Annotated in this window: 20 protein-coding genes and 2 pseudogenes; 13 read left to right on the top strand and 9 right to left on the bottom strand. The window is 60.6% G+C overall.

Annotated features, from left to right (window positions below; translation table 11 throughout):
• Positions 1-126, bottom strand: a pseudogene (locus PMI09_RS18105) (DNA-binding response regulator); the annotation flags it as partial.
• A gap of 247 nt (positions 127-373) precedes the next feature.
• Here PMI09_RS18105 and PMI09_RS18110 point away from each other — a divergent pair.
• From PMI09_RS18110 to PMI09_RS18120, 3 genes are all read left to right on the top strand, one after another.
• On the top strand, positions 374-1,447 hold the full coding sequence (locus PMI09_RS18110) for an efflux RND transporter periplasmic adaptor subunit (RefSeq protein WP_007797422.1): 1,074 nt from the start codon (positions 374-376) through the stop codon (positions 1,445-1,447).
• On the top strand, positions 1,447-4,602 hold the full coding sequence (locus PMI09_RS18115) for an efflux RND transporter permease subunit (protein ID WP_007797424.1): 3,156 nt from the start codon (positions 1,447-1,449) through the stop codon (positions 4,600-4,602). Before PMI09_RS18110 ends, PMI09_RS18115 begins: the two co-directional genes overlap by 1 nt.
• 215 nt (positions 4,603-4,817) lie before the next feature.
• Positions 4,818-5,966: a patatin-like phospholipase family protein gene (locus PMI09_RS18120; protein WP_037083465.1), complete on the top strand. Its 1,149-nt coding sequence runs from the start codon at positions 4,818-4,820 to the stop codon at positions 5,964-5,966.
• Between the two features lie 77 nt (positions 5,967-6,043).
• On the opposite strand, the pseudogene PMI09_RS18125 reads toward PMI09_RS18120, so the two are convergent.
• The 3 genes and pseudogenes from PMI09_RS18125 to PMI09_RS18135 form a co-directional block, all read right to left on the bottom strand.
• Positions 6,044-7,898 (bottom strand): annotated as a pseudogene (locus PMI09_RS18125) (TPR end-of-group domain-containing protein).
• Between the two features lie 664 nt (positions 7,899-8,562).
• On the bottom strand, positions 8,563-9,285 hold the full coding sequence (gene hutC, locus PMI09_RS18130; protein ID WP_007797430.1) for a histidine utilization repressor: 723 nt from the start codon (positions 9,283-9,285) through the stop codon (positions 8,563-8,565).
• Between the two features lie 57 nt (positions 9,286-9,342).
• Positions 9,343-10,704 (bottom strand): formimidoylglutamate deiminase, encoded by a 1,362-nt coding sequence (locus tag PMI09_RS18135; RefSeq protein ID WP_007797434.1) that lies wholly within the window; start codon positions 10,702-10,704, stop codon positions 9,343-9,345.
• A gap of 121 nt (positions 10,705-10,825) precedes the next feature.
• On the opposite strand from PMI09_RS18135, the gene hutI reads away from it, so the two are divergent.
• The 4 genes from hutI to hutU are packed head-to-tail and all read left to right on the top strand — an operon-like array spanning position 10,826 to position 16,136.
• Positions 10,826-12,088 carry an imidazolonepropionase gene (hutI, locus tag PMI09_RS18140; RefSeq protein WP_007797436.1) on the top strand — a complete coding sequence of 421 codons (1,263 nt, stop codon included), beginning with the start codon at positions 10,826-10,828 and terminating at the stop codon, positions 12,086-12,088.
• The gene (gene hutH, locus PMI09_RS18145; RefSeq protein WP_007797440.1) at positions 12,085-13,620 is read left to right on the top strand and encodes a histidine ammonia-lyase; all 1,536 of its coding nucleotides are present in this window, start codon (positions 12,085-12,087) and stop codon (positions 13,618-13,620) included. Before hutI ends, hutH begins: the two co-directional genes overlap by 4 nt.
• Position 13,621: 1 nt before the next feature.
• Positions 13,622-14,422, top strand: coding sequence for an N-formylglutamate deformylase (gene hutG, locus PMI09_RS18150; RefSeq protein ID WP_007797443.1), 801 nt, complete (start codon positions 13,622-13,624; stop codon positions 14,420-14,422).
• A gap of 25 nt (positions 14,423-14,447) precedes the next feature.
• Positions 14,448-16,136, top strand: coding sequence for a urocanate hydratase (gene hutU, locus PMI09_RS18155; RefSeq protein ID WP_007797447.1), 1,689 nt, complete (start codon positions 14,448-14,450; stop codon positions 16,134-16,136).
• Positions 16,137-16,152: 16 nt separating this feature from the next.
• Here hutU and PMI09_RS18160 read toward each other — a convergent pair whose 3' ends face one another.
• Together PMI09_RS18160 and PMI09_RS18165 are read right to left on the bottom strand one after the other, a co-directional pair.
• A complete protein-coding gene (locus PMI09_RS18160) occupies positions 16,153-16,536 on the bottom strand; it encodes a type II toxin-antitoxin system VapC family toxin (protein WP_007797450.1) in 384 nt (127 codons plus the stop codon).
• Complete coding sequence (locus PMI09_RS18165; protein ID WP_007797453.1) at positions 16,533-16,790, bottom strand: type II toxin-antitoxin system Phd/YefM family antitoxin; 258 nt, start codon at positions 16,788-16,790, stop codon at positions 16,533-16,535. The genes PMI09_RS18160 and PMI09_RS18165 overlap by 4 nt, the downstream gene beginning before the upstream one ends.
• A gap of 69 nt (positions 16,791-16,859) precedes the next feature.
• Between PMI09_RS18165 and PMI09_RS18170 the strand changes: the two genes are divergently transcribed.
• The 5 genes from PMI09_RS18170 to PMI09_RS18190 all read left to right on the top strand — a co-directional run bounded on the left by PMI09_RS18170 (position 16,860) and on the right by PMI09_RS18190 (position 21,811).
• The gene (locus PMI09_RS18170; protein ID WP_007797457.1) at positions 16,860-17,444 is read left to right on the top strand and encodes a HutD/Ves family protein; all 585 of its coding nucleotides are present in this window, start codon (positions 16,860-16,862) and stop codon (positions 17,442-17,444) included.
• A gap of 215 nt (positions 17,445-17,659) precedes the next feature.
• On the top strand, positions 17,660-18,673 hold the full coding sequence (tauA, locus tag PMI09_RS18175; RefSeq protein ID WP_007797460.1) for a taurine ABC transporter substrate-binding protein: 1,014 nt from the start codon (positions 17,660-17,662) through the stop codon (positions 18,671-18,673).
• Positions 18,674-18,747: 74 nt separating this feature from the next.
• Positions 18,748-19,539 carry a taurine ABC transporter ATP-binding protein gene (locus tag PMI09_RS18180; protein WP_007797464.1) on the top strand — a complete coding sequence of 264 codons (792 nt, stop codon included), beginning with the start codon at positions 18,748-18,750 and terminating at the stop codon, positions 19,537-19,539.
• Positions 19,536-20,390 carry an ABC transporter permease subunit gene (locus PMI09_RS18185; RefSeq protein ID WP_007797468.1) on the top strand — a complete coding sequence of 285 codons (855 nt, stop codon included), beginning with the start codon at positions 19,536-19,538 and terminating at the stop codon, positions 20,388-20,390. The genes PMI09_RS18180 and PMI09_RS18185 overlap by 4 nt, the downstream gene beginning before the upstream one ends.
• A gap of 65 nt (positions 20,391-20,455) precedes the next feature.
• Complete coding sequence (locus tag PMI09_RS18190) at positions 20,456-21,811, top strand: LLM class flavin-dependent oxidoreductase (protein WP_007797472.1); 1,356 nt, start codon at positions 20,456-20,458, stop codon at positions 21,809-21,811.
• Here PMI09_RS18190 and PMI09_RS18195 read toward each other — a convergent pair whose 3' ends face one another.
• The 3 genes from PMI09_RS18195 to PMI09_RS18205 form a co-directional block, all read right to left on the bottom strand.
• Positions 21,812-22,465: a methionine ABC transporter permease gene (locus PMI09_RS18195; RefSeq protein WP_007797475.1), complete on the bottom strand. Its 654-nt coding sequence runs from the start codon at positions 22,463-22,465 to the stop codon at positions 21,812-21,814.
• Entirely contained in the window at positions 22,446-23,531 is a 1,086-nt protein-coding gene (locus PMI09_RS18200) for a methionine ABC transporter ATP-binding protein (RefSeq protein WP_007797476.1), read from the bottom strand. Before PMI09_RS18200 ends, PMI09_RS18195 begins: the two co-directional genes overlap by 20 nt.
• Positions 23,532-23,641: 110 nt before the next feature.
• Positions 23,642-24,475, bottom strand: a complete 834-nt coding sequence (locus PMI09_RS18205) for a MetQ/NlpA family lipoprotein (RefSeq protein WP_007797477.1) — start codon at positions 24,473-24,475, stop codon at positions 23,642-23,644.
• A 270-nt stretch (positions 24,476-24,745) separates the two neighbouring features.
• Between PMI09_RS18205 and PMI09_RS18210 the strand changes: the two genes are divergently transcribed.
• Positions 24,746-26,203 carry an FAD/NAD(P)-binding protein gene (locus tag PMI09_RS18210; RefSeq protein WP_157213388.1) on the top strand — a complete coding sequence of 486 codons (1,458 nt, stop codon included), beginning with the start codon at positions 24,746-24,748 and terminating at the stop codon, positions 26,201-26,203.
• Positions 26,204-26,216 lie beyond the last annotated feature (13 nt).

Genomic DNA, 26,216 nt, shown 5'->3' on the forward strand with positions numbered 1-26,216 from the left:
GGCGCCAGCCGCTATGGCGGCGCGCCCGTCCGTATCCGTTACGACCTCATATCCTTCTTCAACAAGATATTCCTGCAGAAGCGTCGTCAGCTCGACATCGTCGTCGATGAGGAGAACCTTGTTCATTTGCGTCGTCCGTCATTCATGTCGGGCATCCATACAGCAGAAACGCAAGCGCACGACCAAGATTTACCCAGCTTAACACTAACTTGACCGCACTTAACGTTCGTCCCGCTACCGATGGACGCGGCGGCACAGTCGTAGGTCAAATACGGCCCGCCCCGACGTCCGCTATCGACCGTATGAACCCTCGCCCGAGCTGGCGCGGGTAGGAAGACCATGTCGATGCCCTGAACTGCGAGGAAATGCATCGTTGAGAAAACCGTCCATAACACTTGCCACAGGCCTGGTTGCGGCAGCGCTCCTGCTTCCCTTCGGCAATGCCATAGCCGACCAGGCGGCGGCACCCGCCCTGACTGTCTCGTTCGCAACGCCGGCACAACGGGAGTGGCCGGAGACGGTTCCGGCAAGCGGCTGGCTGAAACCATGGCAGGAGGCAATCATCGCCTCCGAAACAAGCGGCCTGCGCGTAATCGACGTCCTCGTCGATGTGGGATCCGTTGTGACGAAGGGGCAGACGCTTGTCCGCCTTTCCCAAGAGAGCGTGCTGGCTGACCTTCGAAAGCAGGCGGCGGCCGTCGCAACCGCCAATGCAAACCTGACAAAGGCCAAGGCGAATGCGGACCGGGCCCGCCAGCTTCGCCCCTCGGGCGCCCTCTCCGACGAGAAGATCGCCGAATATCTGGCTGACGAGGAGACAGCCACGGCAAGCCTTGCCTCAGAAGAGGCGGCGCTCGACAGCGCAAAGATCAAGCTCGACCAGACGACCGTCAAAGCCGTTGACGATGGTCTCATCACCTCGCGCTCTGCCGAGCTTGGCGCGGTTGTCTCCACTGGCACCGAGCTGTTCCGGCTGGTCCGCCAGCAGCGTATCGAATGGCAAGCCGAAGTTTCGGCGCGTTACCTTCCGCGCATTTCGGAAGGATTGAGCGTTACGATCCGCGGGCCGGACGATCGGCCCATTCAGGGCAAGGTGAGGCTCGTGGGACCTTCGGTCAGCACCAATACAAGCCGGGCGATTGTCTATGTCGCGCTTCCCACCGACGTCCGTCCGCGCGTCGGCCTTTACGTCACCGGCAGCATCGAGCTGCAGACCACTCCGGCTCTCACGGTTCCAGAGACCGCGATCGTCTTCCGTGATGGGATAAATTACGTCTTCACAGTCGGCGAAGACATGCGGGTAAGACGGGTTCGGGTCGAGACGGGGCGCCGCAACAACGGCGAAGTCGAGATCGTCTCTGGCGTCGACCGGTCGTCGAATGTCGTGACGTCGGGTGGAGCATTTCTATCGGACAATGATCTCGTAAAGATTGTGGGGGAAGGCTGATGAACTTCTCCTCATGGTCGATCCGCAATCCCGTACCGGCGATATTGCTGTTTGCAATGCTTGCCGTCGGCGGCCTGCTGGCGTTCAAGCAGCTGCCCGTCCAAAACTTCCCCGATATGGACCTTCCGACCATCAGCGTCACGGCCACGCTGGACGGCGCGGCGCCGGCACAGCTCGAGACGGAGGTTGTCCGCACCATCGAGGATAATCTTGCCTCGCTGAGCTATCTCGACCACATCACCACAACCGTCACCGATGGGACCGTCTCAATCAAGGTCTCCTTCAAGCTGGAGAAGGACAGCGAAGCGGCCTTGAACGAGGTCCGCAATGCCGTCGACAGCGCCAAGGCCGATCTGCCGACGCAGATGGAGACGCCGAGCGTCACCAAGGTCACCGTGCAGAATTCTGCGCTTGTCACCTATGCCGTCCGCTCGACCAATCTCAATGAGACAGAACTCTCCTGGTTCATCGACAATGATCTGACCAAGGCGCTCCTGTCCGTGCCAGGCGTGGGACAGGTCAATCGGATCGGCGGGATCGATCGCGAGGTTCATGTCGATCTCGACCCAACAACGATGGCGTCGCTCGGTGTCACGGCGGCCACGGTATCGGCACAGCTGAAAGCCGTTCAAGCAGATACCTCCGGCGGCCTGGGAGAAATTGGCGGCACCCGCCAGACATTGCGGACCCTCGGCGCTGTAGCGTCGGTCGAAGATCTAAGGGGGCTTAGAATTCCCCTGGCCAACGGCCAGCAGGTTCGCCTCGACGACGTCGCATCCGTCAAGGACAGCTTCGCGGACCGGTCCTCCATGGCGTATCTCGACGGCAAACCCGTGGTCGCGGTGGAGATCAAGCGCTCGAACGGGTTTTCGGACAGTGGTGTCGCGGCCGGCGTCGACAAGGCAATGAAGCAGTTCGCAGCCGCGCATCCCAATGTGGAGATCGATGAAGCCTACAGCACGGTCGGGCCGATCATCGATAACTACGAGGGTTCAATGCACATGCTTTATGAGGGGGCGATCCTCGCGATCGTCGTCGTCTGGCTCTTCCTTCGGGACTGGCGCGCGACGATCCTGTCGGCCGTGGCGCTGCCACTGTCGGTCATACCGACCTTCCTCGTCATGTATCTTGCTGGCTTCAGCCTGAATATCGTTACGCTGCTTGCGCTGTCGCTTGTGGTCGGCATCCTGGTCGACGATGCCATCGTCGAGATCGAGAACATCGCCCGCCACCTAAAGATGGGCAAGCGGCCGATCGATGCGGCACTCGAAGCCGCCAACGAGATCGGGCTCGCCGTCATCGCCACCACTTTCACGCTGGTCGCGGTCTTCCTGCCGACGGCATTCATGAGCGGCATACCGGGGCTCCTCTTTCGCCAGTTCGGCGTTACAGCGGCCGTCGCCGTTCTTGCCTCGCTGGTCGTCGCGCGCCTGCTGACGCCCATGATGGCGGCGTACTTCATGAAGGCCCATCCCTCGCAGGAAGAAAGGGACGGCCGCATCATGCTCGCCTATATGGCCACCGTGCAGGCGGCCATGAACCACAGGAAGACCACGGTGGCCGTCACCGCCGTCGTCGTCGCGCTTTCACTTTCCACCATCCCCTTCTTAAAATCGGGCTTCCTGCCCGCCGCCGACGACGCAAGAACCCAGGTCACGCTGACCCTGCAGCCTGGCGCCACCGTCGAGCAGACGGACGCTGCTACCAGGAAGGCCGCGGACGTTGTCAGCAAGTTGCGGGACGTGACGCATGTCTTCTCCTCGGTCGGTTCCGCATCCTCGGGCGGCGGTCCCGACGTCAGCACGACGAGCAGCGTTGGGTCCGCCACGCTCGTCGTCACGCTGACGGCTATCGACGAGCGCAGCCGCAAGCAGTCCGAAATCGAAAACGACATCCGGCAGGCTCTTTCGATCCTTCCCGGTGTGCGGGTGGCCGTCGGCGGCGGCGCCAACGGAACGAAGCTTGAGATCACGCTCGCCAGCGACGACGCCAACGCTCTCGACGGAGCAAGCACAGCGCTAGAGGAGCAGCTCCGTACGCTGCATGGCATCGGAGCGGTGACGTCGACCGCGTCCAGACAAGCTCCCGAGATCCAAATTACGCCCGATTTTGCGCGCGCAGCAGCACTCGGGGTCACGTCGAGCGCCATCGCTGAAGCGGCGCGCGTGGCGACAGACGGGGAATACTCTTCCGCATTGCCGAAGCTCAATTTGCCGCAAAGGCAGGTCCCTATTGTGGTTCGGTTCGCTCCCGAGACCCGTACGAAGCTCGACGACATCAAGAACATGAGGGTGGCCGGAACGAACGGCAATGTCGATCTCGGATCAATTGCCGACATCCGGATTGGCGGCAGTCCTTCGCAGATCGACCGCATCGACCGAATGCGCAATGTCACTCTTTCCGTCGAGCTAAACGGCCGCATCTTGGGCGACGTCAACAGCGAGGCAAAAGCGCTACCGGCTCTCCAGCATCTGCCACCCGGCGTGACCCTTGTAGAACAGGGCGAGCTTCAACGCAGTTCGGAACTGTTCCAGAGCTTCAGCCTCGCAATGGCAATCGGCGTGTTCTGCATCTACGCAGTCCTCGTCCTGCTCTTCCACGACTTCTTGCAGCCGTTCACGATCCTGATGGCCCTGCCGCTCTCGCTCGGCGGTGCGTTGGTGCCGCTCGTGGTGACCGGAACCAGCTTCTCCATGTCGGTCGTCATCGGGCTGCTGATGCTCATGGGCGTGGTGACGAAGAACTCAATCCTTCTCATCGAATATGCGATCATGTCGCGCCATCAGGGGATGGGTAGGTTCGATGCTCTCGTCGATGCCTGCCACAAGCGTGCGCGGCCCATCGTCATGACCACGATTGCCATGGCATCGGGCATGCTTCCAGTCGCTCTCAGCCTGACGGGTGGCGATTCAAGTTTTCGTCAGCCGATGGCCATTGTGGTGATCGGCGGCGTGATGATGTCAACGCTGCTCAGCCTTATCGTCATCCCGGTCATCTTCACCTTCGTCGACGACCTGCTCGAAGCGCTCAAGCGGCTCGTACAGCGGACCGCGCCGCGCCAAGAGACCGCCAATCAGGAAACACACGCGTCCAATGATCGTGAGGCAATCCCTTTCGAACACGGCTCGGCGAAACGGGGCCATGGCCAACGATGACGGCCCCTCAGCCACGGGTACGCAGCGTGCTGCTGCGGCACGTAGAGACGATGTTTGTCGGTCTTCACGGCAACCTCTTCGGTCGAGTTCCCTCCCCCGGAACGAAGCCGCGGGACGTGTCCCCCCGCAGGCGGCCCAGTGCCGCCTGCGCGTCCTGCAATGATTATTGGCGAAGGATATCGTGTTTCACCTTCGCATCGAACAGCCCGGTGAGGATGGGCTTGGTTCGGGTACTCGTAGCGCTGGCTCCTTTGGTCTTCCTTATTTCCGGATGCGTGGAAACTCTGGACAGAGCCGTCGATGTGAAAGAGGCGGAAAACGCATCGATTGCCGGCTTTGGCGAGATTCGAACCTATCTCGATGCACGCTTCGACGAGGCGCCCGAGGATATCACCAATTGGGCCCCCGAGACCAAGCGGGATAGTATCAACGCGCTCATGATCTCAGGTGGAGGCGCCGGCGGAGCCTTCACTGTCGGTGTTCTTTCGGCTTGGAGCATTGCAAGGACCCGGCCCCGTTTCGATGTCGTGACAGGGGTAAGCACGGGTGCTTTGATCGCACCCTTAGCATTTCTTGGATCCGAATACGACGATACGCTTGTGCACCTCTACACGAGTGGTGTTGCGCAGGAGCTTGCGCGCAGCAAGCGGCCAGGCGGCTTGTTTGGGCCAAGCTTACTTAGAGCGGATCCGTTGCGCCAGATGGTCGAGCAATTCATCACACCAGAAATTCTGCGGCGGGTCGCAGCCGAACACCGTAGAGGTCGGCGCCTTCTTGTGTTGACGACCAATCTCGATACGCAAAGAGCTGCGGTGTGGAATATGGGTGCCATAGCAAATAGCGGGCGGCCCGATGCCCTGAGGCTGTTCCAGGATATAATGGTGGCGTCGGCAAGCATCCCGGGTGTCTATCCGGCGGTGATGATCAAGGCCGAGTCGGGCGGGCGCCCCTTCGAGGAGATGCACTCAGATGGCGGTTCCGCGTCGCAAGTGCTCATGCTCCCTCAAGCTTTGCTGACAAGCGCTCATCGTCTCGCGCCAATGAAGCGGGCAAACGTTGATTTCTATGTGATCGTCAACAATGCGCTGATGCCGGAATTTGCCAAAACGCCAGACAAAACGCTGTCTGTTGTTGCAAGAGCCTATTCCATTGTCATCAAATCGCAGACCCAAAGTGCTCTTACGGCTCTTTACAATTATTCGAGGTTGACGGGTGCGCGTTTCCATCTCGCCTCTATCGACGCCCAAGTTCCCTATTCAATGCGCGATCCGTTCAACACCAACTACATGCGGGCGGTCTATAACCTCGGTTACGCAGAATTCCTCGCGGGGACTCTGTGGAGAGACCGGCCGGTCTTTCGCTGAGCGCGCGTTCGATGTGCTTGGCGGCATCTATTGGCGGACAAAAGGTCAGGTAGATAACCTGCGCGGGTCGCCTGCGATTAAGGGGAGGTCATCGTTCTCTCGACCAGCCTTTTGTAGCGTGGATGATCGCGGATCGAATCGAGGTCCGGATCGCTGGTCCACCAGAAGCGATGGACGGACGCCCTCGGAATGACCTGATCCAGCAGGTCGAGCGCTGCTTCATGTTCCCCCATGTGGAGATAGGCACAGGCAATGTTGTACATGGCATTCAGGTCGTCCGGATCGATGGCCAAGGTGCGCGCCGCCCATTCCTTCGCGCGGTCCCGCTCACCGAGATAGGCCAGTATCAATGCCCCGATTTGGGCAGGACTTGAATTCTCTGGATGCAGATGGAGTTCACGTTCGGCCCGCTCCAGGCCCAGCCGAGCCGCTCTCTGCATGTCCGCACGCCGCTCAAGCTTGGGATAGACGCAAGCCAACAAGGCAGCGGAGCGGTAATCGTCGCACCGTACCTGCGTAGCCCTCTGGAACAGCTCGGCTGCTCGTGCGAACTCGCGCTGTTCGAAGAAGAACCGCGCGAAGAAGTAGTTTGCTTCGTGCAGATCGGGATCGAGCGCGAGGGCAAGCTCGAATTCGGCCGCGGCCTGTTCACGCCGTCCGCCATATTGGAGAGCAAGGCCACGCGACGCGTGCGCATCGGCAAGGTCAGGATCAAGTTCAAGCGCCTTCGCACTCGTTGCGAGGATGCCTTCGATGGAGATATCAGCATATTGCCACGAGTGGAGAACGGCGTCGCAAAGGGCGATGCCCGCATAGGCGCGCGCATATCCGGGATCGATCTCGGACGCCTTTACGAACATGCGTCGGGCCAACAGCATGTAGGATTTCGAGCACATGTGCAGGAACTGCCGACCCCCGGAGATAATAGGTGTAGGCCTCAACATCTTCTGTCGGCGTTGCGCTGATTGCCATCTTGACGTCCGGCAGCAGCCTGACCTTCAACTGTTCGATAATGGCGTGGGCGATTTCATCCTGTATGGCGAAGATGTCAGTGAGTTCCCGGTCGTAACGCTCCGCCCAGAGATGGCTTCCATCTCTGCCATCGACAAGCTGCCCGGTCACACGCACGCGCGCACCGGCCTTTCGAACGCTGCCCTCGAGCAAAAAGGCGACGCCGAGTTCCTGGGCTACCTGTTGTATCTTCACGGCCCTGCCCTTGTAAGTGAACGTCGTGTTGCGGGCCACAACATGAAGGTTCGAAATCTTCGACAGGTCAGTGATGATGTCTTCGGTGATGCCGTCGGAAAAATACTCCTGCTCCGGGTCGCCACTCATGTTGCTGAAAGGCAGGACCGCGATCGATATCTTCCTGAGCGTGCCGTTTCGCGATCGCGGCTCGATGCGCGCCGGTGGGCTTTGGTCAAAATTCACGCGATAGCAGGCGATCGGTCCAGCGATGTTCTTGACCTGCTGATCACCCATCGGCTCGAAGGCAAAGGCGAGCTTGCCCGCGACCTCTCTCGCGACTTTGCCCGAAACGCAGATGCCGCCGGGCTCTGCAAGCCCCTGCAGGCGGGCGGCGATGTTCACACCCTCCCCGTAGCGATCCTCGCCCTCGACGATCACCTCGCCGAGGTTGATGCCAATGCGGATTTCCAAGGCGGTGAATTTGGAAGTGCCGGCATTGCGCTCGGCCATGCCGCGTTGAAGTGCTGCGGCGCATTCCACCGCATCCACGACACTGCCGAATTCCGCCAGCAATCCGTCGCCCATCAGTTTGAAAATGCGCCCGTGATGCTTCTGGATTTCCGGCTCGAGCAGTTCCTTGTGGCCGGCCCTTAATCGTTGGAACGTGCCGGCTTCGTCCATCTCCATCAGCGACGAATAACCGGCGATATCGGCGGCAAGAATAGCTGCGAGCTTGCGTTCCATGCTGGTCCCCTCGATGACCATGCTCTTCGACGCGGAAGTAGCATACGCTCCAAAGCAGGTTCGAACGAAAACAGTGTCACGAAATGGTTGGAGATATTGCGTGGAAGACGCAGCTGCAAAAAATGCACGCACACATCAGTGGGAGCGTCGATCCCTGGGGTTCACTCGCCGTCCGCTCCAGTCGGGATGCCAGGAAACACAGAATTTAGTTTCCAATGATCCATCCCTCGCTAATATGGGCTTATGGCAACAACGGTGCGGCTTAACACAGGGCGCAACGGGGACAGAGCATCCTGTACAGGACGAATCTCGAATGCCAGAGGAAGGGAAGCTCAGGGCTCTCTGGAGGCAACACCTAAGCTTTCCTTCCGCCGGGAGGGACACGAATCTCAAAGACTCCATCTCAAGATAAAGTCTGCCAGATCGTTGCTGAAAGGTTCGTTTTGGAACCATTTTTCAAGCTCAGTGCACGCTGATGCCGGGCAGGAAAGCGGGTGCCGTGCGCTAGAATCCACGCGTGGTTGACGCGAGTCCGGCTTTATGTGGCTCGGACCTCGCCTACAACACCGTCATTTTGAAGGACAGCCACCACACGTGAGATGCCGGACCGTTACGGAATCTAGCGAAGAGGAACGGCGCACGATGCGCTTGCCGAGGTCGTTCGCTATTGCGACGCCGGTGTGAAACGCGCCACCAGCGCATGGCGGTCACCGGGATAGGTGAAGCGTACATGGGTGACCGGCCCGACATTGCTCCAAGTGCGGCGCTCGACGACCAGGCAGGCGGTGTTACGCGGGATCCCGAGGGCGGTAGCCTCGTCTGAACCGGCCGAGACGGCGTGAATGCGGTGCTCGGCGCTGCTCCAGGGGATCTGATTGATCAGCCAGGCGCCCGGCGCCATTTCGGAGAAATCGGCCTCGGCGGCTTCAGGCACGGTCGACAGGCTGATCAGTCGCTCTTCCAGGCAGAACGGTCGACCACCCGCCTGATGGATGCAGGCCACATCAACCACGGAAGATCCTGGTGCGACGTCAAGGCGTCTAATGTCATCGACCTTCGCCTTGCGTTGTTCGCGCTTGGATACGGCGAAGGAGTAGGAAAGATTCAGTGACTGGACCTCAGCCCTGATGTCGTGGATCTCCAAGACGGCCGATTGCGCCTGCGGCTGCGTGACGAAGCTGCCGGATTTCTTGCGACGCTCGATGAGGCCCGCCTTGGCGAGCTGGGTTAGCGCCTTGTTCACGGTCATGCGCGAACAGTCGTATTTCTTGGTGAGGTCCACTTCAAACGGGATGCGGTAACCCGGCGGCCACTCGCCAGAAACGATGCGGCCCTCGATGTCGCTCACGATCCGCTGGTGCAAGGTTGTCTCCTTGCTTTGGTTCATCGTCACGCTCCGTTTAATGCCTCCCGCTCTAATCTGTATGTTGCGAGCTGGAAAGCCCTATGCAGCCAGAAGCTCGCCCATCGCCTTCAGGAATCGGCGATTGATTTGATCGCGCGCCACGTGGCGACCGCCCGCGACTTGCTTGCGGCCGAGCGCCCAGACGCTGTCGACGGCCACGCCACCGGCAAAGACCCAGTGATCGAGCAGCTGATCGCCGGAAAGGTAGGGTACGGCTGTCTTGCCGAGGGAAATGAGGTCGGCTTGGTGGCCGACCGCGATCCCGCCCGGTGCCTTCAGTGCAGCGCCGCCACCGGTAATCGTAAGATCGAAAAGTCTGCGCGCGGTCGAGCCGCTTGGCGCTGCGATGACATTGCGAGCCCTGAGTGCCAGACGCTCCGAGTATTCGAGCTGGCGCAGTTCGCCAGGAAGCGAGATCAGGACGTTGGAATCCGAGCCGACGCCGAGGCGGCCGCCTTCTTCGATGAAGAGCGGCGCTTGGAAGGTGCCGTCGCCGAGGTTGGCTTCGGTGATCGGACAAAGGCCGGCGATCGCGCCGCTGCGCGCCATGCCGCGCCTTTCCTCGTCCGTCATGTGGGTTGCGTGGATCAGGCACCAGCGACCATCGACAGGCGCATTGGCCAGCAGCCATTCGACGGGCCGCGCGCCCGACCACGCCACGCAGTCCTCGACTTCCTTCACCTGCTCGGCGACATGGATATGGATTGGCCCGTCGCCGGCCAGCGCCACGACCTTGACGAGTTCCCCCGGCGTAGTGGCACGGAGGCTGTGCGGGGCAAGACCGAGCTCGGCACCGGGAAGTCCGCTTGTCATCTTGCGGCAGCCCTCCAACAATGCGGCAAAGCTGTCCAGTGAATTGATGAAGCGCCGTTGGCCATCGATCGGCGCCGCGCCACCGAAGCCGGAATGGGCATAGAACACCGGAAGCAACGTCAAGCCGATCCCGCTGATATTTGCTGCCGCCCCGATGCGCTCGGCGAGCTCGGCAATGTTGGCATAGGGCGTGCCGTCCTTGTCGTGGTGTAAATAATGGAATTCGCCGACACGGGAAAAACCGGCTTCCAGCATCTCCATATAGAGTTGGGCGGCCACGGCCTCGACATGCTCAGGCGTCATCGAGAGGGCGAACTTGTACATGACGGTACGCCAGCTCCAGAAGCTGTCGTTCGCCGGTCCCCGCACTTCCGCAAGGCCAGCCATTGCGCGCTGGAAAGCGTGGCTGTGCAGGTTGCTCATCGCGGGAACAAGCGTGTCGTGATGCTCGTCGCCGGGCTCGGCGGCGACGCCCGTTTCAACGCTTGTGATACGGCCATCGGCGATCGTCAGGCGAACGTCCTTTTGCCACCCGTTCGGCAGAAGTGCTGCGCTTGAATGCAGTGTGGTCGCTACCGTCTGGGCCATAACGCTTTTTCTCCTCTTTGGCGCCGCGCATCTTTCTTTTCCATGGAGACGCACAAAATTTCACTTGTCACCTGTTTATTATGTATATACATGTTTCCACATAAAGGAAGGCGCAAAGCTGATGAATGGGAACAAATTTTCAAGCGATGAAGCATCCGGCGATCTCCGTCCACATTTGTGGCGGAATGTGCGATTGGCGACGCTCGATCCACAAAAGCCGGGTCTCGGCATCGTCGACAAAGGTGCCATTGTTACAGAAGGCGGCCGCATAAGTTTTGTCGGTCCAGAGGCCGACTTGCCGGTGTCGGCGATCGAGCGCGCCCAAATCACGGATCTCGAAAGTCGCTGGGTGACGCCTGGCCTCGTCGACTGCCACACCCACATCGTCTATGGCGGCAATCGCGCCCGCGAATTTGAAATGCGCCTGGAAGGCGCGACCTATGAAGAGATCGCGCGCGCCGGCGGCGGCATTGTCTCTTCCGTCAAGGCAACAAACGCACTCTCGGTCGAAGGTCTCGTCGAGGCGGCTCTTCCCCGCTTGGATACACTTATTTCCGAAGGCCTGACGACGATCGAGGTAAAGTCGGGCTACGGGCTGAATATCGACGGCGAACTGAAGATGCTGCGCGCGGCCCGCCAGCTTGAGCAGGTCCGTCCGGTCCGTGTCGTTACCGCCTATCTCGGCGCTCATGCGACGCCGGTCGAGTACAAGGGCCGTAACGGTGATTACATCACGGACGTCGTTATCCCGGCTCTCGAATACGCTCATGCCGAGGGCTTGGTCGACGCTGTCGATGGCTTCTGTGAAGGGATCGCCTTTTCGACAGTCGAGATCGCGCAGGTCTTCGACAAGGCCGAGGCGCTCGGCCTGCCGGTCAAGCTGCATGCGGAGCAATTGTCCAATCTAGGCGGTGCAAAGCTTGCAGCCTCTTACGATGCGCTCTCGGCCGACCACCTCGAGTATCTGGATGCAGAAGGCGCCACGGCGATGGCCGCGGCTGGTACGGTCGCCGTCCTGCTGCCGGGTGCCTTCTACGCCATCAATGAGAAGCAGAAGCCGCCTGTTCAGGCGCTGCGCGACGCCGGCGCTCGGATCGCCATCGCCACTGATTGCAATCCGGGTACGTCACCGCTGACCTCGCTGCTCCTGACGATGAACATGTCGGCGACATTGTTCGGTCTCACTGTCGAGGAATGCATCGCCGGTGCGACCCGTGAAGGCGCACGCGCCCTCGGACTTTTAGAGGAAACGGGCACGCTCGAGCCCGGCAAGTCCGCAGATTTCGCCATCTGGGACGTCGAAAGCCTCGCCGAACTCGTCTACCGCATCGGCTTCAACCCACTTCATGCACATGTCTTCAAGGGCGAAAGGATCGACCGTTGACCATTACCCTTCATCCCGGCTCCGTTTCGCTCAAGGAACTGGAGACGATCTACTGGACCGGTGAGCCAGCAAAGCTCGACGCTTCCTTTGACGCCGGCATTGCGAAGGCCGCTTCACGCATTGCCGAGATTGCGGCTGGCAATGCGCCGGTCTACGGCATCAATACAGGCTTCGGAAAGCTCGCGTCTATCAAGATCGATAGCGCCGATGTGGCGACGCTTCAGCGCAACCTTATCCTCTCGCATTGCTGCGGCGTCGGCGCGCCGCTGCCTGAAAACGTCGTTCGTTTGATCATGGCCCTGAAGTTGGTTTCGCTTGGTCGTGGCGCGTCTGGCGTGCGGCTGGAACTGGTGCGGCTGATCGAAGGCATGTTGGAAAAAGGCGTCATCCCGGTCATCCCGGAAAAGGGTTCCGTTGGCGCCTCGGGCGACCTTGCCCCCCTCGCCCACATGGCCGCCGTGATGATGGGCGAAGCCGAAGCCTTCTTTGCCGGCGAGCGTCTTTCTGGCAGTGCGGCTCTCGAAAGCGCCGGACTGAAACCCGTCGTGCTCGCTGCGAAGGAAGGCCTCGCACTGATCAATGGTACGCAGACCTCAACGGCGCTGGCTCTTGCCGGTCTTTTCCGCGCACATCGGGCAGCACAGGCGGCCTTGATTACCGGAGCCATGTCGACGGACGCAGCCATGGGTTCGTCCGCGCCCTTCCATCCGGACATTCACACATTGCGTGGCCATAGGGGCCAGATCGACACGGCTTTAGCACTTCGGGGACTTCTCGAAGGCTCGGTGATCCGTCAGAGCCATATTGAAGGCGACGAGCGCGTGCAGGATCCCTACTGCATCCGCTGTCAGCCCCAGGTCGACGGCGCCTGCCTGGATCTGCTGCGCTCGGTTGCTCGGACGCTGGAAATCGAAGCGAACGCTGTCACCGACAACCCGCTGGTGCTTTCGGACAACTCGGTTGTGTCCGGCGGCAACTTCCATGCCGAGCCAGTCGCCTTCGCAGCGGATCAGATCGCCCTTGCTATCTGTGAAATCGGCGCGATCGCGCAGCGGCGTATCGCCCTCTTGGTCGACCCTGCGCTTTCCTACGGATTGCCGGCCTTCCTGGCAAAGAAGCCCGGCCTCAACTCCGGCCTGATGATTGCGGAAGTAACGTCCGCGGCACTCATGTCGGAAAACAAGCAGATGTCGCACCCGGCCTCCGTCGACTCGACGCCGACGTCGGCCAATCAGGAAGATCATGTCTCCATGGCCTGCCACGGTGCCCGTCGGCTGCTGCCGATGACTGACAACCTCTTCAATATTGTCGGCATCGAAGCCCTGACCGCAGCCCAGGGCGTGGAGTTCCGCGCCCCCCTGACAACCAGCCCTGAACTGCAGAAGGCGATTTCGACAATCCGCAGCGCAGTGCCGAGCCTGGAGCTCGATCGCTACATGGCAAACGACCTCGAGGCGGCAGGCGATCTCATCGCGACGGGCACGCTCAATGCATCCGTCTCGCCCGGCATCCTACCCGTTCTGGAGAGCTGACATGGCTGTATTCGAAGTTAAACAGGGCTCATCTCCAGTCATCCTCGCGTTTCCCCACACGGGGATCGACGTTCCCGGTGATCTCTGGGAGCGTTTGAACGAAAACGGCAGGATTCTTGCCGATACCGACTGGCACATTCATCACCTCTATGATGGCCTGCTGTCAGACGCGACCACCGTGCGCGCAACGTTCCACCGCTACGTCATCGATGCGAACCGCGATCCGGCCGGTGTCAGCCTCTATCCCGGCCAGAACACCACCGGTCTTATTCCGGAAACGGATTTCGACGGAAAGGCGATCTGGAAGGATAGGCAGGGGCCTGGTGAGGCCGACATCGCGGCGCGGCTGCGGGACTTTCACGCGCCTTATCACGCAGCACTTGCCGCCGAGATTGAGCGTGTGAGGGCCATCCATGGCGTGGCGATCCTCTACGACTGCCACTCGATCCGCTCCCACATTCCGTTCCTCTTCGAGGGCAAGCTGCCGGATTTCAATATCGGCACGGATATGGGCAAGACCTGCGATGGCGCCATCGAGCAGGCGACGCTCACCGTCGTTGAAGCCGCTGAGGGTTACGACAGCGTGCTCAACGGCCGCTTCAAGGGCGGCTGGACGACACGCCATTACGGCCAGCCCGAGATCGCCGTGCACGCCATCCAGATGGAGCTCGCACAATCGACGCATCTCCAGACCGAGGCGCCACCCTTCGCCTATGACGCCGCGAAGGCAAAGCGTCTTCGCGTCCATCTCAAAGACATTCTGGTGCGCATTGAACAGATCGCGCCGGGCCTGAAACGATAACGATCACTCGACAGGGGGAACCCGCATGACTGCAAACCCACGCCACAACATTCGCGAGATCCGCGCACCGCGCGGCAATGAGCTCAACGCCAAGAGCTGGATGACCGAAGCGCCGCTGCGCATGCTGATGAACAACCTTGACCCTGACGTGGCAGAAAATCCGAACGAGCTCGTGGTCTATGGCGGCATCGGCCGTGCGGCTCGCACCTGGGACGACTTCGACCGGATCGCAGCGACCCTGAAGACGTTGAACGAGGATGAAACGCTCCTTGTGCAATCCGGCAAGCCAGTCGCCGTCTTCCGCACGCACAAGGATGCTCCACGCGTCCTGATCGCGAACTCGAACCTCGTCCCGCACTGGGCGACCTGGGATCATTTCAACGAGCTCGATAAGAAGGGCCTTGCCATGTACGGCCAGATGACGGCCGGCTCGTGGATCTACATCGGCACGCAAGGCATCGTTCAAGGTACCTACGAAACCTTCGTCGAGGCAGGCCGCCAGCACTACGACGGCAACCTTAAGGGCAAGTGGATCCTGACCGGCGGGCTCGGCGGCATGGGTGGCGCACAACCGCTCGCTGCTGTCATGGCTGGCGCCTGCTGCCTGGCTGTCGAAAGCGACGAAACCCGCATCGATTTCCGTCTCCGCACCCGCTACGTCGACGAAAAGGCAAAGACGCTCGACGAAGCGTTGGCACTGATCGACAAGTGGACGAAGGCCGGTGAGGCAAAGTCGGTCGGTTTGCTCGGCAATGCCGCCGAGATATTCCCGGAACTCGTTCGTCGCATGAAGGCCGGCGGTGCGCGCCCCGATATCGTGACCGATCAGACCTCCGCGCACGACCCGCGCAACGGCTACCTGCCTGCAGGCTGGACGGTCGAGGAAGCCAAGGCCAAGCGGGAGACCGATCCGAAGTCGGTAGAAGTCGCCGCGCGCGCCTCCATGAGGCAGCACGTAGAGGCCATGGTCGCCTTCTGGGATGCCGGCGTTCCGACGCTCGACTATGGCAACAACATCCGTCAGGTCGCCAAGGATGAAGGCCTCGAGAACGCCTTCGCCTTCCCGGGTTTCGTGCCGGCCTATATTCGTCCGCTCTTCTGCCGCGGTATAGGTCCGTTCCGTTGGGCGGCGCTCTCCGGGGACCCGGAAGATATCTACAAGACCGACGCCAAGGTGAAGGAACTGCTGCCCGACAACAAGCACCTGCACAACTGGCTTGATATGGCACGTGAACGCATCGCCTTTCAGGGTCTGCCGGCGCGCATTTGCTGGGTTGGGCTCGGCGATCGCCATCGCCTCGGCCTTGCCTTCAACGAGATGGTGAAGAACGGCGAGCTGAAGGCGCCGATCGTCATTGGCCGCGACCACCTGGACTCTGGCTCGGTCGCGTCGCCGAACCGCGAGACGGAAGCGATGAAGGACGGTTCGGATGCCGTTTCTGACTGGCCGCTGCTGAATGCGCTCCTGAATACGGCGTCTGGCGCGACCTGGGTGTCGCTCCATCACGGCGGCGGCGTCGGCATGGGCTTCTCACAGCATTCCGGGATGGTCATCTGCGCCGACGGCACGGACGATGCAGCGCGGCGCTTGGAGCGCGTCCTCTGGAACGACCCAGCGACCGGCGTCATGCGCCATGCCGATGCCGGCTATGAGATCGCCGTCGATTGCGCCAAGGAACAGGGTCTGCGTCTGCCGGCAATTCTGGGGAATTGACCTGTTGTGCCGGGCCTCAAAATTCCATGAGGCCCGGATACTGCAGCACGGTCTGATCAACTGTGACCAAGGGAACGCCTTCGATCTTTGACTGGGCAATCAGCATACGGTCGAAGGGATCCTTGTGGATCGGCGGGAGTGCCGCGATTGCAAGCGCATGCTCGCCGTTGATCGGCAGCTCGACATAACCATTTTGGAGAAGGCGCTCTCTCAGCATCGAGGGATCGGCGCGAAAATCGGGGCGGATCTGCGCTTGGTTGATCGCGATTTCCCAGAGGCTGGCGGGGCTGAAAAGGAGCTCGTTCTGGTCGTCCTCGATCAGCGCTCGCAGACGATCAGGCAGCCGCTCGCTATCGCCGCCTGCCCAGATTAGAATGTGTGTATCAAGGAGTAGCCTCATTCGGGGAACTGTTCGCCCTCACTGAATATCTCCTCGATCTCATCGGCCATCATGGTGTCGAAATCGTCGGGAACTAAGATCATGCCTTTCATGAAGCCGATCCGCCGCTTCTTCGGGGCATCGGCCTCTTCGAGGGGAACGACTTTCACCAGGGGTTTCCCGGCCTTGGCGATGATGAATGCCTCACCTTTCGCGGCCTTCTCGATAAGTCGCGACAGGTGTGTCTTCGCTTCGTGTATGTTCACGGTCTGCATAGCTGCCTCGATAGACTTAGTCCAATAAACTTAGTTCACCCTGCCTTCCCTTGCAATGATGGAGCCCAAATGACCCGCGCCGCCGTTCTCAGATCCAGCACCTATCGCGGCATGCCGTGGAAGAACGGAGGCGGCGAGACCATCGAAATTGCGGTCTCGCCGGAGGGCGCGGCACTGTCTGATTTCGATTGGCGCGTCAGCATGGCAACGGTTGAAACGGATGGGCCGTTCTCGATCTTTACCGGCATCGACCGGACGCTTGCGATCCTTGAAGGCAACGGCATGTCGCTGACAATCGACGACAACGCGCCTGTGTTGTTAAAACAGGACAGCGCTCCCCTCGCCTTTCCCGCGGATGTCGCGGTGGCGGCAACGCTCGCCGAGGGACCGATCACGGACCTGAACGTCATGACCCGGCGCAACGGACTGCGCCATTGGGTCGAGAGGGTTGATGTCGATTCCACGGCGACTGTGCATCCAGCCGCACCGACATGGTTTCTCCTGTGTCATCAAGGAACCCTCACCGTCGAATGGAGCGGTGAGCACGCCGATCTTGGTCCCAAGGATGCGCTTCTTCTTCAGGGAGCCAAAGGCAAGGATGTCGCGGTGAGCGGCAAAGCGTGCTGCTTTCTGATCTCTATCGATCCGATCTGACAGGAATCTCCTCAGTAAGAGCGATGCCAGTTGGCGGACCGTAGGTGGCCAAGGCTCGAATGTTCACGCCCGTCTTAGAGGCCAAAACAATATTGTCCTTATAGTCTATAAAATAGATAGTTTTATCTGTGTGCGAGTGGGTGCCCGCCCTAATGTTTCCATGTCGAAACAAGTTCAGGCGCTGAAGCTGATGCTCAGCCGCAAGGGGGCGAAACATGAAGATCAGGACATTATTGGCGGCAATTACGCTCGGCTCCGCAAGCCTGTTGGCGCCTTTTGTTGCCCAGGCAGCCGACAAGAAAGTGGTTGTTGCCTACCAGACCGACGCGCTGCCGTCATCGGTGGCAATTGCCAATGGCGAACTCGCCAAGGCAACCGGCTATGAGATCGATTTCCGCAAGTTCAACTCAGGCGCCGAGATTTTCGCGGCCATCGCCTCGGGTGACGTGCAGGTCGGCTATGTCGGCTCGAGCCCGTTTGCGGCTGCGACGTCCCGCGGATTGGAGGTCAAGGCTTTCTACCTCTCCTCGATCTCCGGCATCGACGAGGCGCTCGTCGTTCGCAACGGTTCGGGCATATCATCTCTGTCTGACCTGAAAGGCAAGAAGCTCGCTGCCGCGCCCGTCTCCACCGACCATTATCAGCTCTTGGCGTTGATCAGGTCGCTGGGCCTGACGGAAAAGGATGTGCAGGTCTTTGCAATTCCGCAGCCGGAGATCGTGGCCAGCTACAATCGCGGAGACATTGATGGCGGTTTTGTGTGGGATCCGGCACTGAGCGAATTGAAGAAGAATGGCAAGGTGCTGGTCACATCCAAGGATGTCGCCGACAAGGGCGCTCCAACCTTCTCCGCCTGGGTCGCAGCATCGAAGTTCGCCGATGAGAACAAGGCGTTCCTGAAGACCTTCGCCAGCGTCATCAACAAGTACTATGCCTCCTTCGCAGCGGATAAGAAGGCTTGGGATGCCGACAGCGAGAATGCCAAGCTGCTCGCCAAGACACTTGGTGGAACGCCCGAGCAGCAGGCTGGCGCACTCAAGAACCTGACACTTCTGACGCCTGACGTACAAGCTTCCGAAGCCTGGCTCGGCGGCGGCGAAAAGTCGGGCGCCGCCAAAATCCTCAAGGATACGGCCGCCTTCCTGAAGGATCAGGGCAAAGTGACCGAAGTGCTGCCGAGCTACGCGGCCTTTGTCACGCCGGATGCACTCGTCAACGCAAGTAACTGAAATAGCGAATAATCCTCCCATCCGAGCACGCTGGCGCGATATCGCGCCAGCGTCATAATATGAAGAGACGGCACATGCTCAAAGTGGATCACGCAAGCGTTTATTTCAAAACGCGGGATGGCCGCACGGTTCATGCCCTGGATCGCGTTTCGCTCGATATTTCGGACAACAGCTTCGTCGTGGCACTCGGCGCCTCCGGCTGCGGCAAATCCACACTTCTCAACGCGATTGCAGGCTTTCTGCCGCTTTCCACAGGCACCATTACTCTTGACGGCCGACCGGTCACACGTCCCGGCGCGGACCGTGGCGTCGTCTTCCAGAAAGACACGCTGCTGCCTTGGAAGTCAGTCCTCGACAATGTCGCGCTTGGCCTGCAGTTTGCGGGAGTTCCAAGGGCTGTGCGGCGCGCTCGCGCAGACGAGCTACTGTCACTGGTCGGGCTGAAAGACTTTGCAAAGGCCTTTCCTTACGAATTGTCCGGCGGCATGCGCCAGCGCGTCGGCATTGCCCGCGCCCTTGCCGCCGATCCCGCGGTGCTCCTGATGGACGAGCCGTTCGGCGCGCTCGATAGCCTGACTCGAGAACAGATGCAGGAACTGCTCGTATCGATTTGGAAAACCACGGGAAAACGCATTTTCTTCATTACGCACTCGATCGAGGAAGCTCTCTTCCTCGGCACGCAGGTCGTGGTGATGTCGCCGCGTCCGGGCCGCATCGTCGCGCGCTTTGATCTCGATTTCATCAGTGAGTTCGCCCGAACCGGCGATGCCCGATCGATCAAGACCGCACCAGAGTTTGCCAGTTTGCGAGAAGAAATTCGGACCATTCTGCATGGCTCCGACGAAATCAGGAGTGCGGCCGAATGAGCGATGTCATCGAAACGAGCGGCGTTGTCGTCGGCGCTAAGCCCGATCAGCTGAAAACCGTTCACATGAAGGGGTTCGGCGCCGGCGAAAGCAGTACGCTTGTGATCAGCCTTGCGACGGCAGTCGCGTTGATTGGCACCTGGTGGCTGGTCGCAAAGCTCGGATTGGTGCCGCGTCTCTTCCTGCCGACACCGCAGGAGGTTGTCACGCAGATCGGCGCCGTCTATCGCGACGGCTATGCTGGAGGTTCGCTTGGAGAACATGTCTTAGCAAGCCTGTTCAGGATCGCGACGGCGGCGGCCATCGCCATCGCGGCCGGTATCCCGGTTGGCCTGCTGATGGGCCTCAATCGCTGGGCAAAGGGCATCTTTGACACGCCGATCGAATTCTATTGGCCGCTGCCGCCGCTCGCCTATCTACCGCTTATGATCATCTGGCTTGGGATCGGCGAGACTTCGAAGGTGACGCTGCTCGTGCTTGCCATGTTCGCGCCGATCTGCCTTTCGGCACAGGCCGGCGTGCGCTCGCTGCCGATCGAGCGCGTCCATGCGGCTCGCTCTCTCGGTGCCCGGCCCTGGCAGCTTCTCGTCAGCATCGTTTTGCCATCGGCGCTGCCGGAGATCCTGACGGGCATCCGCATTGCGCTCGGTGTCGGCTGGGGCACGCTCGTCGCGGCTGAACTGATCGCCTCAAACCGCGGGATCGGTTACATGATCATGTCCGCTTCCCAGTTTCTGGCGACCGACGTCGTCTTCGTCGGCATCGGCATCATCGCGGCCTGTGCATTTGCCTTCAGTGCTGCCGTTCGGCTCTTGGAAGCTGCCCTCGTTCCGTGGAAAGGTAAAAGCTAACGAGGGCACACGAGCGCCCCTCTAGCTCACGAGCGCGCCGGGTCTGCCGGCACAGGGAACGATATATGAAGCAGATGCAGATCTACGCATTCGACATGAACTGCGTCGGCCATATCAATCATGGCATGTGGACGCATCCACGCGATACGTCCCTTCAATATACCGACCTCGATTACTGGGTGGATTTTGCCCGCACCGCCGAGCGGGGCAAGCTGGACGGAATATTCCTGGCGGATATCGTCGGCGTCTACGACGTCTACAAAGGCAGTCCGGCGCCCGTCATCGAAACTGGCGCGCAAATCCCGGTCAACGATCCACTGATGCCGATCTCGGCCATGGCATACGTTACCAAGCATCTCGGCTTCGGGGTAACCGTCAATACGACCTACGAGCCGCCCTACCTGTTGGCGCGGCGCATGTCGACGCTCGATCACCTGACAAAGGGTCGGATCGGGTGGAACATCGTCACCGGCTATCTCGACAGTGCCGCGCGCGCCATGGGCTTTGAGACATTGCCAGAACACGACGCACGCTACGATGCGGCCGAGGAATATCTCGAAATCCTCTACAAGCTCTGGGAGGGAAGTTGGGACGACGATGCGGTGCTTTGTGACAGGGCGCGCGCCATCTTCGCCGACCCTTCAAAAGTTCGCGCCATCAGGCATGTCGGCCAATATTACAAGATGGAAGGCATTCATCTTTCGCAGCCCTCGCCGCAGCGCACGCCACTGCTTTTTCAGGCAGGCGCCTCGGCGCGCGGGCAGGATTTCGCGGCCCGCCATGCCGAATGCGTCTTTATCGCCGCGCCGACCCCGCAGGCGGCACGGCCGACCGTGGAGGCCCTGCGGCGGAAGGCCGAAGCATTCGGTCGCGGGGAGGATGCGTTGCGCGTTCTTGGCCTCGTCAGCGCGGTCGTCGGTCGCACCGAGAAGGAAGCACTGGATAAGCTCGAAGACTACCGCCGGCATGCGAGCGTGGAAGCGTCTGTCGCGCACTACTCGGCTTCGACAGGCGTTGATTTCTCGAAGTACGGTCTCGACGAGCCGATCGAGCAGACGTCAACCAACGCCAATCAGTCTGCGCTTGCCGCAATCACCAAGAAGGCACCAAAGCCTGTGACGTTGCGCCAGATCATTGATCAAATGGTGCTCGGCAGCCGCATGAGGCCGATCGTCGGGTCGGCCGAGCAGGTGGCGGATCGGCTGGCGGCGTGGGTTTTGGATGGTGGTGTGGATGGCTTCAACCTGGCGCGCACGGTGGCACCCGAAAGTCTGCGCGATTTTGTCGATCTTGTCGTGCCGGTGTTGCAGGAGCGCGGACTCTTCAAGGCGCAGTACGCCGAGGGATCCCTCAGGCAGAAGCTGTTCGGCGGCAGCGGCAGGTTGCCATCCTCGCACCCTGCCGCGGCGTTTCGTTATTAATTACTTGTGGTCAAGCCTGGCGACCAGCCGGTCGCCGAGCCACTGTATGCCGCAGACAAGGACGATCAGCACGGCAACGACCACCACCATGACGGTCGTCTCGAAACGCTGGTAGCCGTAGCGGATGGCGAGGTCGCCGAGACCGCCTGCACCGATCGCGCCGGCCATCGCCGAGGCGCCGATCAGCGTCACCAGCGTCACTGTGAATCCGGCGACGATGCCAGGCAGCGCCTCCGGAACGAGCACTTCGCGAACGATTGTCCAGCGGTTGCCGCCCATGGCGCGCACGGCATCGATCAGGCCGCGGTCTACTTCGCGCAACGACACTTCGGCGATACGCGCATAGTAGGGCGTCGCGGCAATGGCGAGCGGCACGATGGCGGCCCACGTGCCAAGTGCGGTGCCGACGATAAGGCGCGTCAGCGGGATCAGCGCGACCAGCAAGATGATAAACGGTACGGAGCGGAAGCCGTTGATGATAGCACTCAAAATGCCGTTCACCCAGGCGTTCTCGGCTATGCCGCCCTTGTTCGTGAGAACCAGCGCCAGGCCAAGCGGCAGGCCGAAGACCAGCGAAATCAGCCCGGATGCACCGGTCATCAGGATCGTTTCCCAGAGGGAACGAAGCAGAAGATTAAACATGATCGGTGTCATAGCCGAGAACCTCCACCCGCGCCGAGCGGGCCTTCAGAAACTGCAGAACCTTGTCCTTCAGGGCTGGGTCGCGCATCGGGATAGCAATGAAGAAGCGCGCCACCGGCTGGTTCTGGATATGATCGATGCCACCGTGGATGAGCCGGAAAGATTGCGGCAGCGCAGTGGAGAGATCGGCAAAAACCGCGCCCTGCGCAGCCGGGCCGGCCATGTCGACGCTGAGGATCGCCTCCTGGCCGGACGTGGGTGACAGCCGGGCGGCGATATGCTCCGGCAGTTGCGGGCGGCTTCCCGACAGCAGGCTTTGGGTGATCGGCGCCTTGGGATCGGCGAACACCGACCAGACCTGACCCTCCTCGACAATACGGCCGGCATCGATGACGGCGACGCGATCGGCAATATTGCGCACGACCTCCATCTCATGCGTGATGAGGACGATCGTGAGGCCGAGCTTGCGGTTGATATCCTTCAGAAGGGTCAGGATCGAACGGGTCGTTTCCGGATCGAGCGCAGATGTCGCTTCATCAGAGAGCAGCAATGCCGGGCGCGCCGCGAGCGCTCGGGCAATGCCAACGCGTTGCTTCTGGCCACCGGACAGAGACGAAGGATAGGCTTTTGCCTTGCCAGCGAGGCCGACAAGCTCCAGCAATTCATGCGCGCGCTTCAGGCGTTCGGCCTTTGCGACGCCGGCGATCTTCAGCGGCAGTGCGACGTTCTCTTCGACCGTCTTCGACGCCAGTAGGTTGAAGTGCTGAAAGATCATGCCAACGCGGCGGCGAAGCGGCTGCAGATCCTTTTCTTCGAGGCCGATAATACTGGACCCCTCGATCTCGATCTCGCCGCTGTCAGGACGCTCCAGGCCGTTAAGGCAGCGGATCAGGGTGGATTTTCCCGCGCCGCTGCGTCCGATGATGCCGAGGATCTCACCTTTGCGGACGGTGAGCGATATGCCGTCGAGAGCGGCAGTCGCACCAAAATGCCGATGCACGTCGACAAGGCGGACCACCTCTTCCGACGCCGCCTCCGGCGTGGCCCCGATTGCGGAGGCCGATACAATTGAGTTCATGTTCTTTCCCTTCGGAAACGCCCAAGGCGGCCCGGGCAAGGAACGCCCGGACCGCCTTGTTCAACGCGCCTAACCTCTCGGCGCGCCTAACCTCTCGGCGCGAATGTCGATCAGTAAGCGCTGACGCCGGTTCCCTTATACACCTTGTCGAACTCCGCCTTAACGGCGTCGTTCTGGTAGGACGACACCAGTGTCTTCACCCAGGTCTCGTTCTCGCTGCCTTGCTTGACGGCAATGAAGTTGCGATACGGATTGTCGGCGATCGGCTCCTGCGCAATGCGGTCAGCCGCAGACAGCCCCGCCTTCAGAGCCCAGTCGGTGTTCACGACTGCGGCATCCAGATCGTCGATAGCGCGGCCGACCACACCGGCATCAAGTTCCTTGATCTCAACTTTCTTAGGGTTCTCGGTGACGTCGGTGACGGTTGCGAGAATGCCCGTCCCGTCCTTGAGCTTGATGATGCCTTCGTTCTGCAGAACGCGCAGTGCGCGACCCTCGTTTGACGGGTCATTCGGCACGCCGATGGTCGCACCTTCGGTGATCTCGGCGACTGCCTTGTGCTTCTTGGAGTAAAGGCCGATCGGCCAGACGCCCGTGTATCCGACGGGGACGATATGATAGCCGTGCTGCGCGACCTGGTTGTCGAGATAAGGCTTATGCTGGAAGGCGTTCGCGTCGATTTCGCCGCGTTCCAGCGCCTCGTTCGGCTGCGTATAGTCGTTGAAGACGACCGTTTCGATCGTCAAGCCGTTCTTGGCGGCTTCGGCGGTCACGACGCGCCAGACATCTTCATCCTCGCCGCTCATGATACCGACCTTGATCGACTTGTCTTCGGCAAACGACGCAACAGGCGATGCAAAAGCAATCAGGGCGACCGTCGAGGCGGCGATTGCGGCAAGGCTTGCACGACGCGTCAGACTTGATGTGGACGTCTTCTTGTTCATTGTGGTGTTTCCCGTCTTGAATTGATGAGGGCTGGCCTCTGACGGCCAGATAATTTCAAAACTGCTCATGGTAAACCAAGCACGCCGATCTCTATTGCGCTGCAGCACAGGAAAACTCTTCGGCGCCTGGACGGAATAGCGGGATAAAAATTCTACTGATTTAGTAGAATATTGCCGTTGCCGGGCTCCCTGACTGACTCTAAGTTAAACCATCCGAGCGCGAAGAACAAACATGCGCTCTTGAAACAAAGGCGATTTGGACCGCGGGCATTGAAGCAAGACAGCACGAAATCACAACAGGCCCTCCGCGACAGGATACGCCGACCTGTGGTGGCGATTATCGGCGGAGGAGTTTCGGGAGCCGGCGTCGCATACCATCTGGCGCACGACATGGCTGACCGAGCGCCAGCAATCGTCGTCTTTGAGCCACGGCGCGAGCTTGGCAGAGGGCTTGCGTATGATACGACCGATCCGGCCCATCGCATCAATGTTCCAGCCGCCCGCATGAGCCTGCTACCAGACCATCCGGAGGATTTCCTCGAATGGATCGCGCACAATGACGCTGTCGCCGACGACCCGGAAGCTTACCGGCCAGATGGCAACCTCTTTCCCCAGCGCCATGTCTTCGGAGCCTATATTGCGTCAGCAGTCGCTCCTTTCGTGCAGAGCGGCGCTGTGCGCCATCGTCGCGCGCTCGTTATCGAGGTGCGCCGGGACGGTGCGCTCTGGCACATAACCGATAGCCAGGGCGGACAGGTGTTTGCCGACTTTCTGGTGATCGCCACCAGCCATCCATCGCCATCGACGCCAGGTGTTTTGCGCTCGCTTGAAGGACACGAGCGATTTGTAGCGGATTCCACCTGCGCGGGAGCACTTGACACCATCCGGCCGGACGACAGGCTGCTGATCGTCGGCAATGGTCTTACCGCTGCTGACATCGTCGCCTCGCTCGCGCGGACCGGCCATCGCGGTCAGATCACATCGATTTCGCGCCGGGGACTGAGATCAAGAGGTCATGCACCTTTTCCGCAGGACCCGTTCGGCGAGTTCGAGGCTGCCCCGGTCCATAGTGCAACGGCATTGTTGCGGAGCGTCCGGCAAGCCATCACTCAGGCAAAAGCCGGCGGGCTGACATGGCATGCCGTCATTGACCAAGTGCGCGGCCACGGCCAGGCAATCTGGCAGAACCTGCCGATTTCAGAGCGTTGCAGGATCGTGCGCCATATCAGGCCCTATTGGGACGTTCATCGGTTCCGGATCGCGCCTCAGGTGGAAGAGGTACTCGAGCAGGCGATCGCGGGAGGCAGGATGGAGGTGCTGGCGGCTTCCGTCGCTCGCGTGCGTCGCGAGGATGAGGCCATCCATGTGGAGCTTAGGCAGCGGCATGGCTCACAACTACAGCGGAGCTACGATGCCGTCGTCGTCACAACGGGTCCGGCGCATGGCGGCATCCTTGAAAGCCAGACATGGCTTTCCAGGCTTCGCGATCAATCATACTTGCAGCTCGACCCAACCGGTCTCGGGATCGCGTGTTCCGGGCACTCGGAGGCGATTGGTGCTGAAGGGCACCCCGATCCGACCTTGCTTATTTCCGGACCGCTGGCGCGGGGGACATTCGGAGAATTGATGGGCTTGCCACAGATCACGGAACATGCGGTCTTCGTCGCCAGCGAGCTCGCCGCAAAGCTAAAGGCAATGACGGATCACGGCGGCGGCGATATGAGGTGAAAACCGACATTTC

Origin of the sequence: Rhizobium sp. CF122 (assembly GCF_000282035.1) — a bacterium.
Taxonomy (GTDB): Bacteria; Pseudomonadota; Alphaproteobacteria; order Rhizobiales; family Rhizobiaceae; genus Rhizobium.

What these genes read in the sequence shown, in the direction of transcription:
- hutC (WP_007797430.1), bottom strand. Translation starts at nt 9,285, where the DNA reads ATGAACCAAAGCAAGGAGACAACCTTGCACCAGCGGATCGTGAGCGAC.
- PMI09_RS18185 (WP_007797468.1), top strand. Translation starts at nt 19,536, where the DNA reads ATGAGCGATGTCATCGAAACGAGCGGCGTTGTCGTCGGCGCTAAGCCC.
- tauA (WP_007797460.1), top strand. Translation starts at nt 17,660, where the DNA reads ATGAAGATCAGGACATTATTGGCGGCAATTACGCTCGGCTCCGCAAGC.
- hutG (WP_007797443.1), top strand. Translation starts at nt 13,622, where the DNA reads ATGGCTGTATTCGAAGTTAAACAGGGCTCATCTCCAGTCATCCTCGCG.
- hutI (WP_007797436.1), top strand. Translation starts at nt 10,826, where the DNA reads ATGAATGGGAACAAATTTTCAAGCGATGAAGCATCCGGCGATCTCCGT.
- PMI09_RS18170 (WP_007797457.1), top strand. Translation starts at nt 16,860, where the DNA reads ATGACCCGCGCCGCCGTTCTCAGATCCAGCACCTATCGCGGCATGCCG.
- PMI09_RS18180 (WP_007797464.1), top strand. Translation starts at nt 18,748, where the DNA reads ATGCTCAAAGTGGATCACGCAAGCGTTTATTTCAAAACGCGGGATGGC.
- PMI09_RS18135 (WP_007797434.1), bottom strand. Translation starts at nt 10,704, where the DNA reads ATGGCCCAGACGGTAGCGACCACACTGCATTCAAGCGCAGCACTTCTG.
- PMI09_RS18195 (WP_007797475.1), bottom strand. Translation starts at nt 22,465, where the DNA reads ATGACACCGATCATGTTTAATCTTCTGCTTCGTTCCCTCTGGGAAACG.
- PMI09_RS18190 (WP_007797472.1), top strand. Translation starts at nt 20,456, where the DNA reads ATGAAGCAGATGCAGATCTACGCATTCGACATGAACTGCGTCGGCCAT.
- PMI09_RS18115 (WP_007797424.1), top strand. Translation starts at nt 1,447, where the DNA reads ATGAACTTCTCCTCATGGTCGATCCGCAATCCCGTACCGGCGATATTG.
- PMI09_RS18160 (WP_007797450.1), bottom strand. Translation starts at nt 16,536, where the DNA reads ATGAGGCTACTCCTTGATACACACATTCTAATCTGGGCAGGCGGCGAT.
- PMI09_RS18205 (WP_007797477.1), bottom strand. Translation starts at nt 24,475, where the DNA reads ATGAACAAGAAGACGTCCACATCAAGTCTGACGCGTCGTGCAAGCCTT.
- PMI09_RS18200 (WP_007797476.1), bottom strand. Translation starts at nt 23,531, where the DNA reads ATGAACTCAATTGTATCGGCCTCCGCAATCGGGGCCACGCCGGAGGCG.
- PMI09_RS18120 (WP_037083465.1), top strand. Translation starts at nt 4,818, where the DNA reads ATGGGCTTGGTTCGGGTACTCGTAGCGCTGGCTCCTTTGGTCTTCCTT.
- PMI09_RS18165 (WP_007797453.1), bottom strand. Translation starts at nt 16,790, where the DNA reads ATGCAGACCGTGAACATACACGAAGCGAAGACACACCTGTCGCGACTT.
- hutU (WP_007797447.1), top strand. Translation starts at nt 14,448, where the DNA reads ATGACTGCAAACCCACGCCACAACATTCGCGAGATCCGCGCACCGCGC.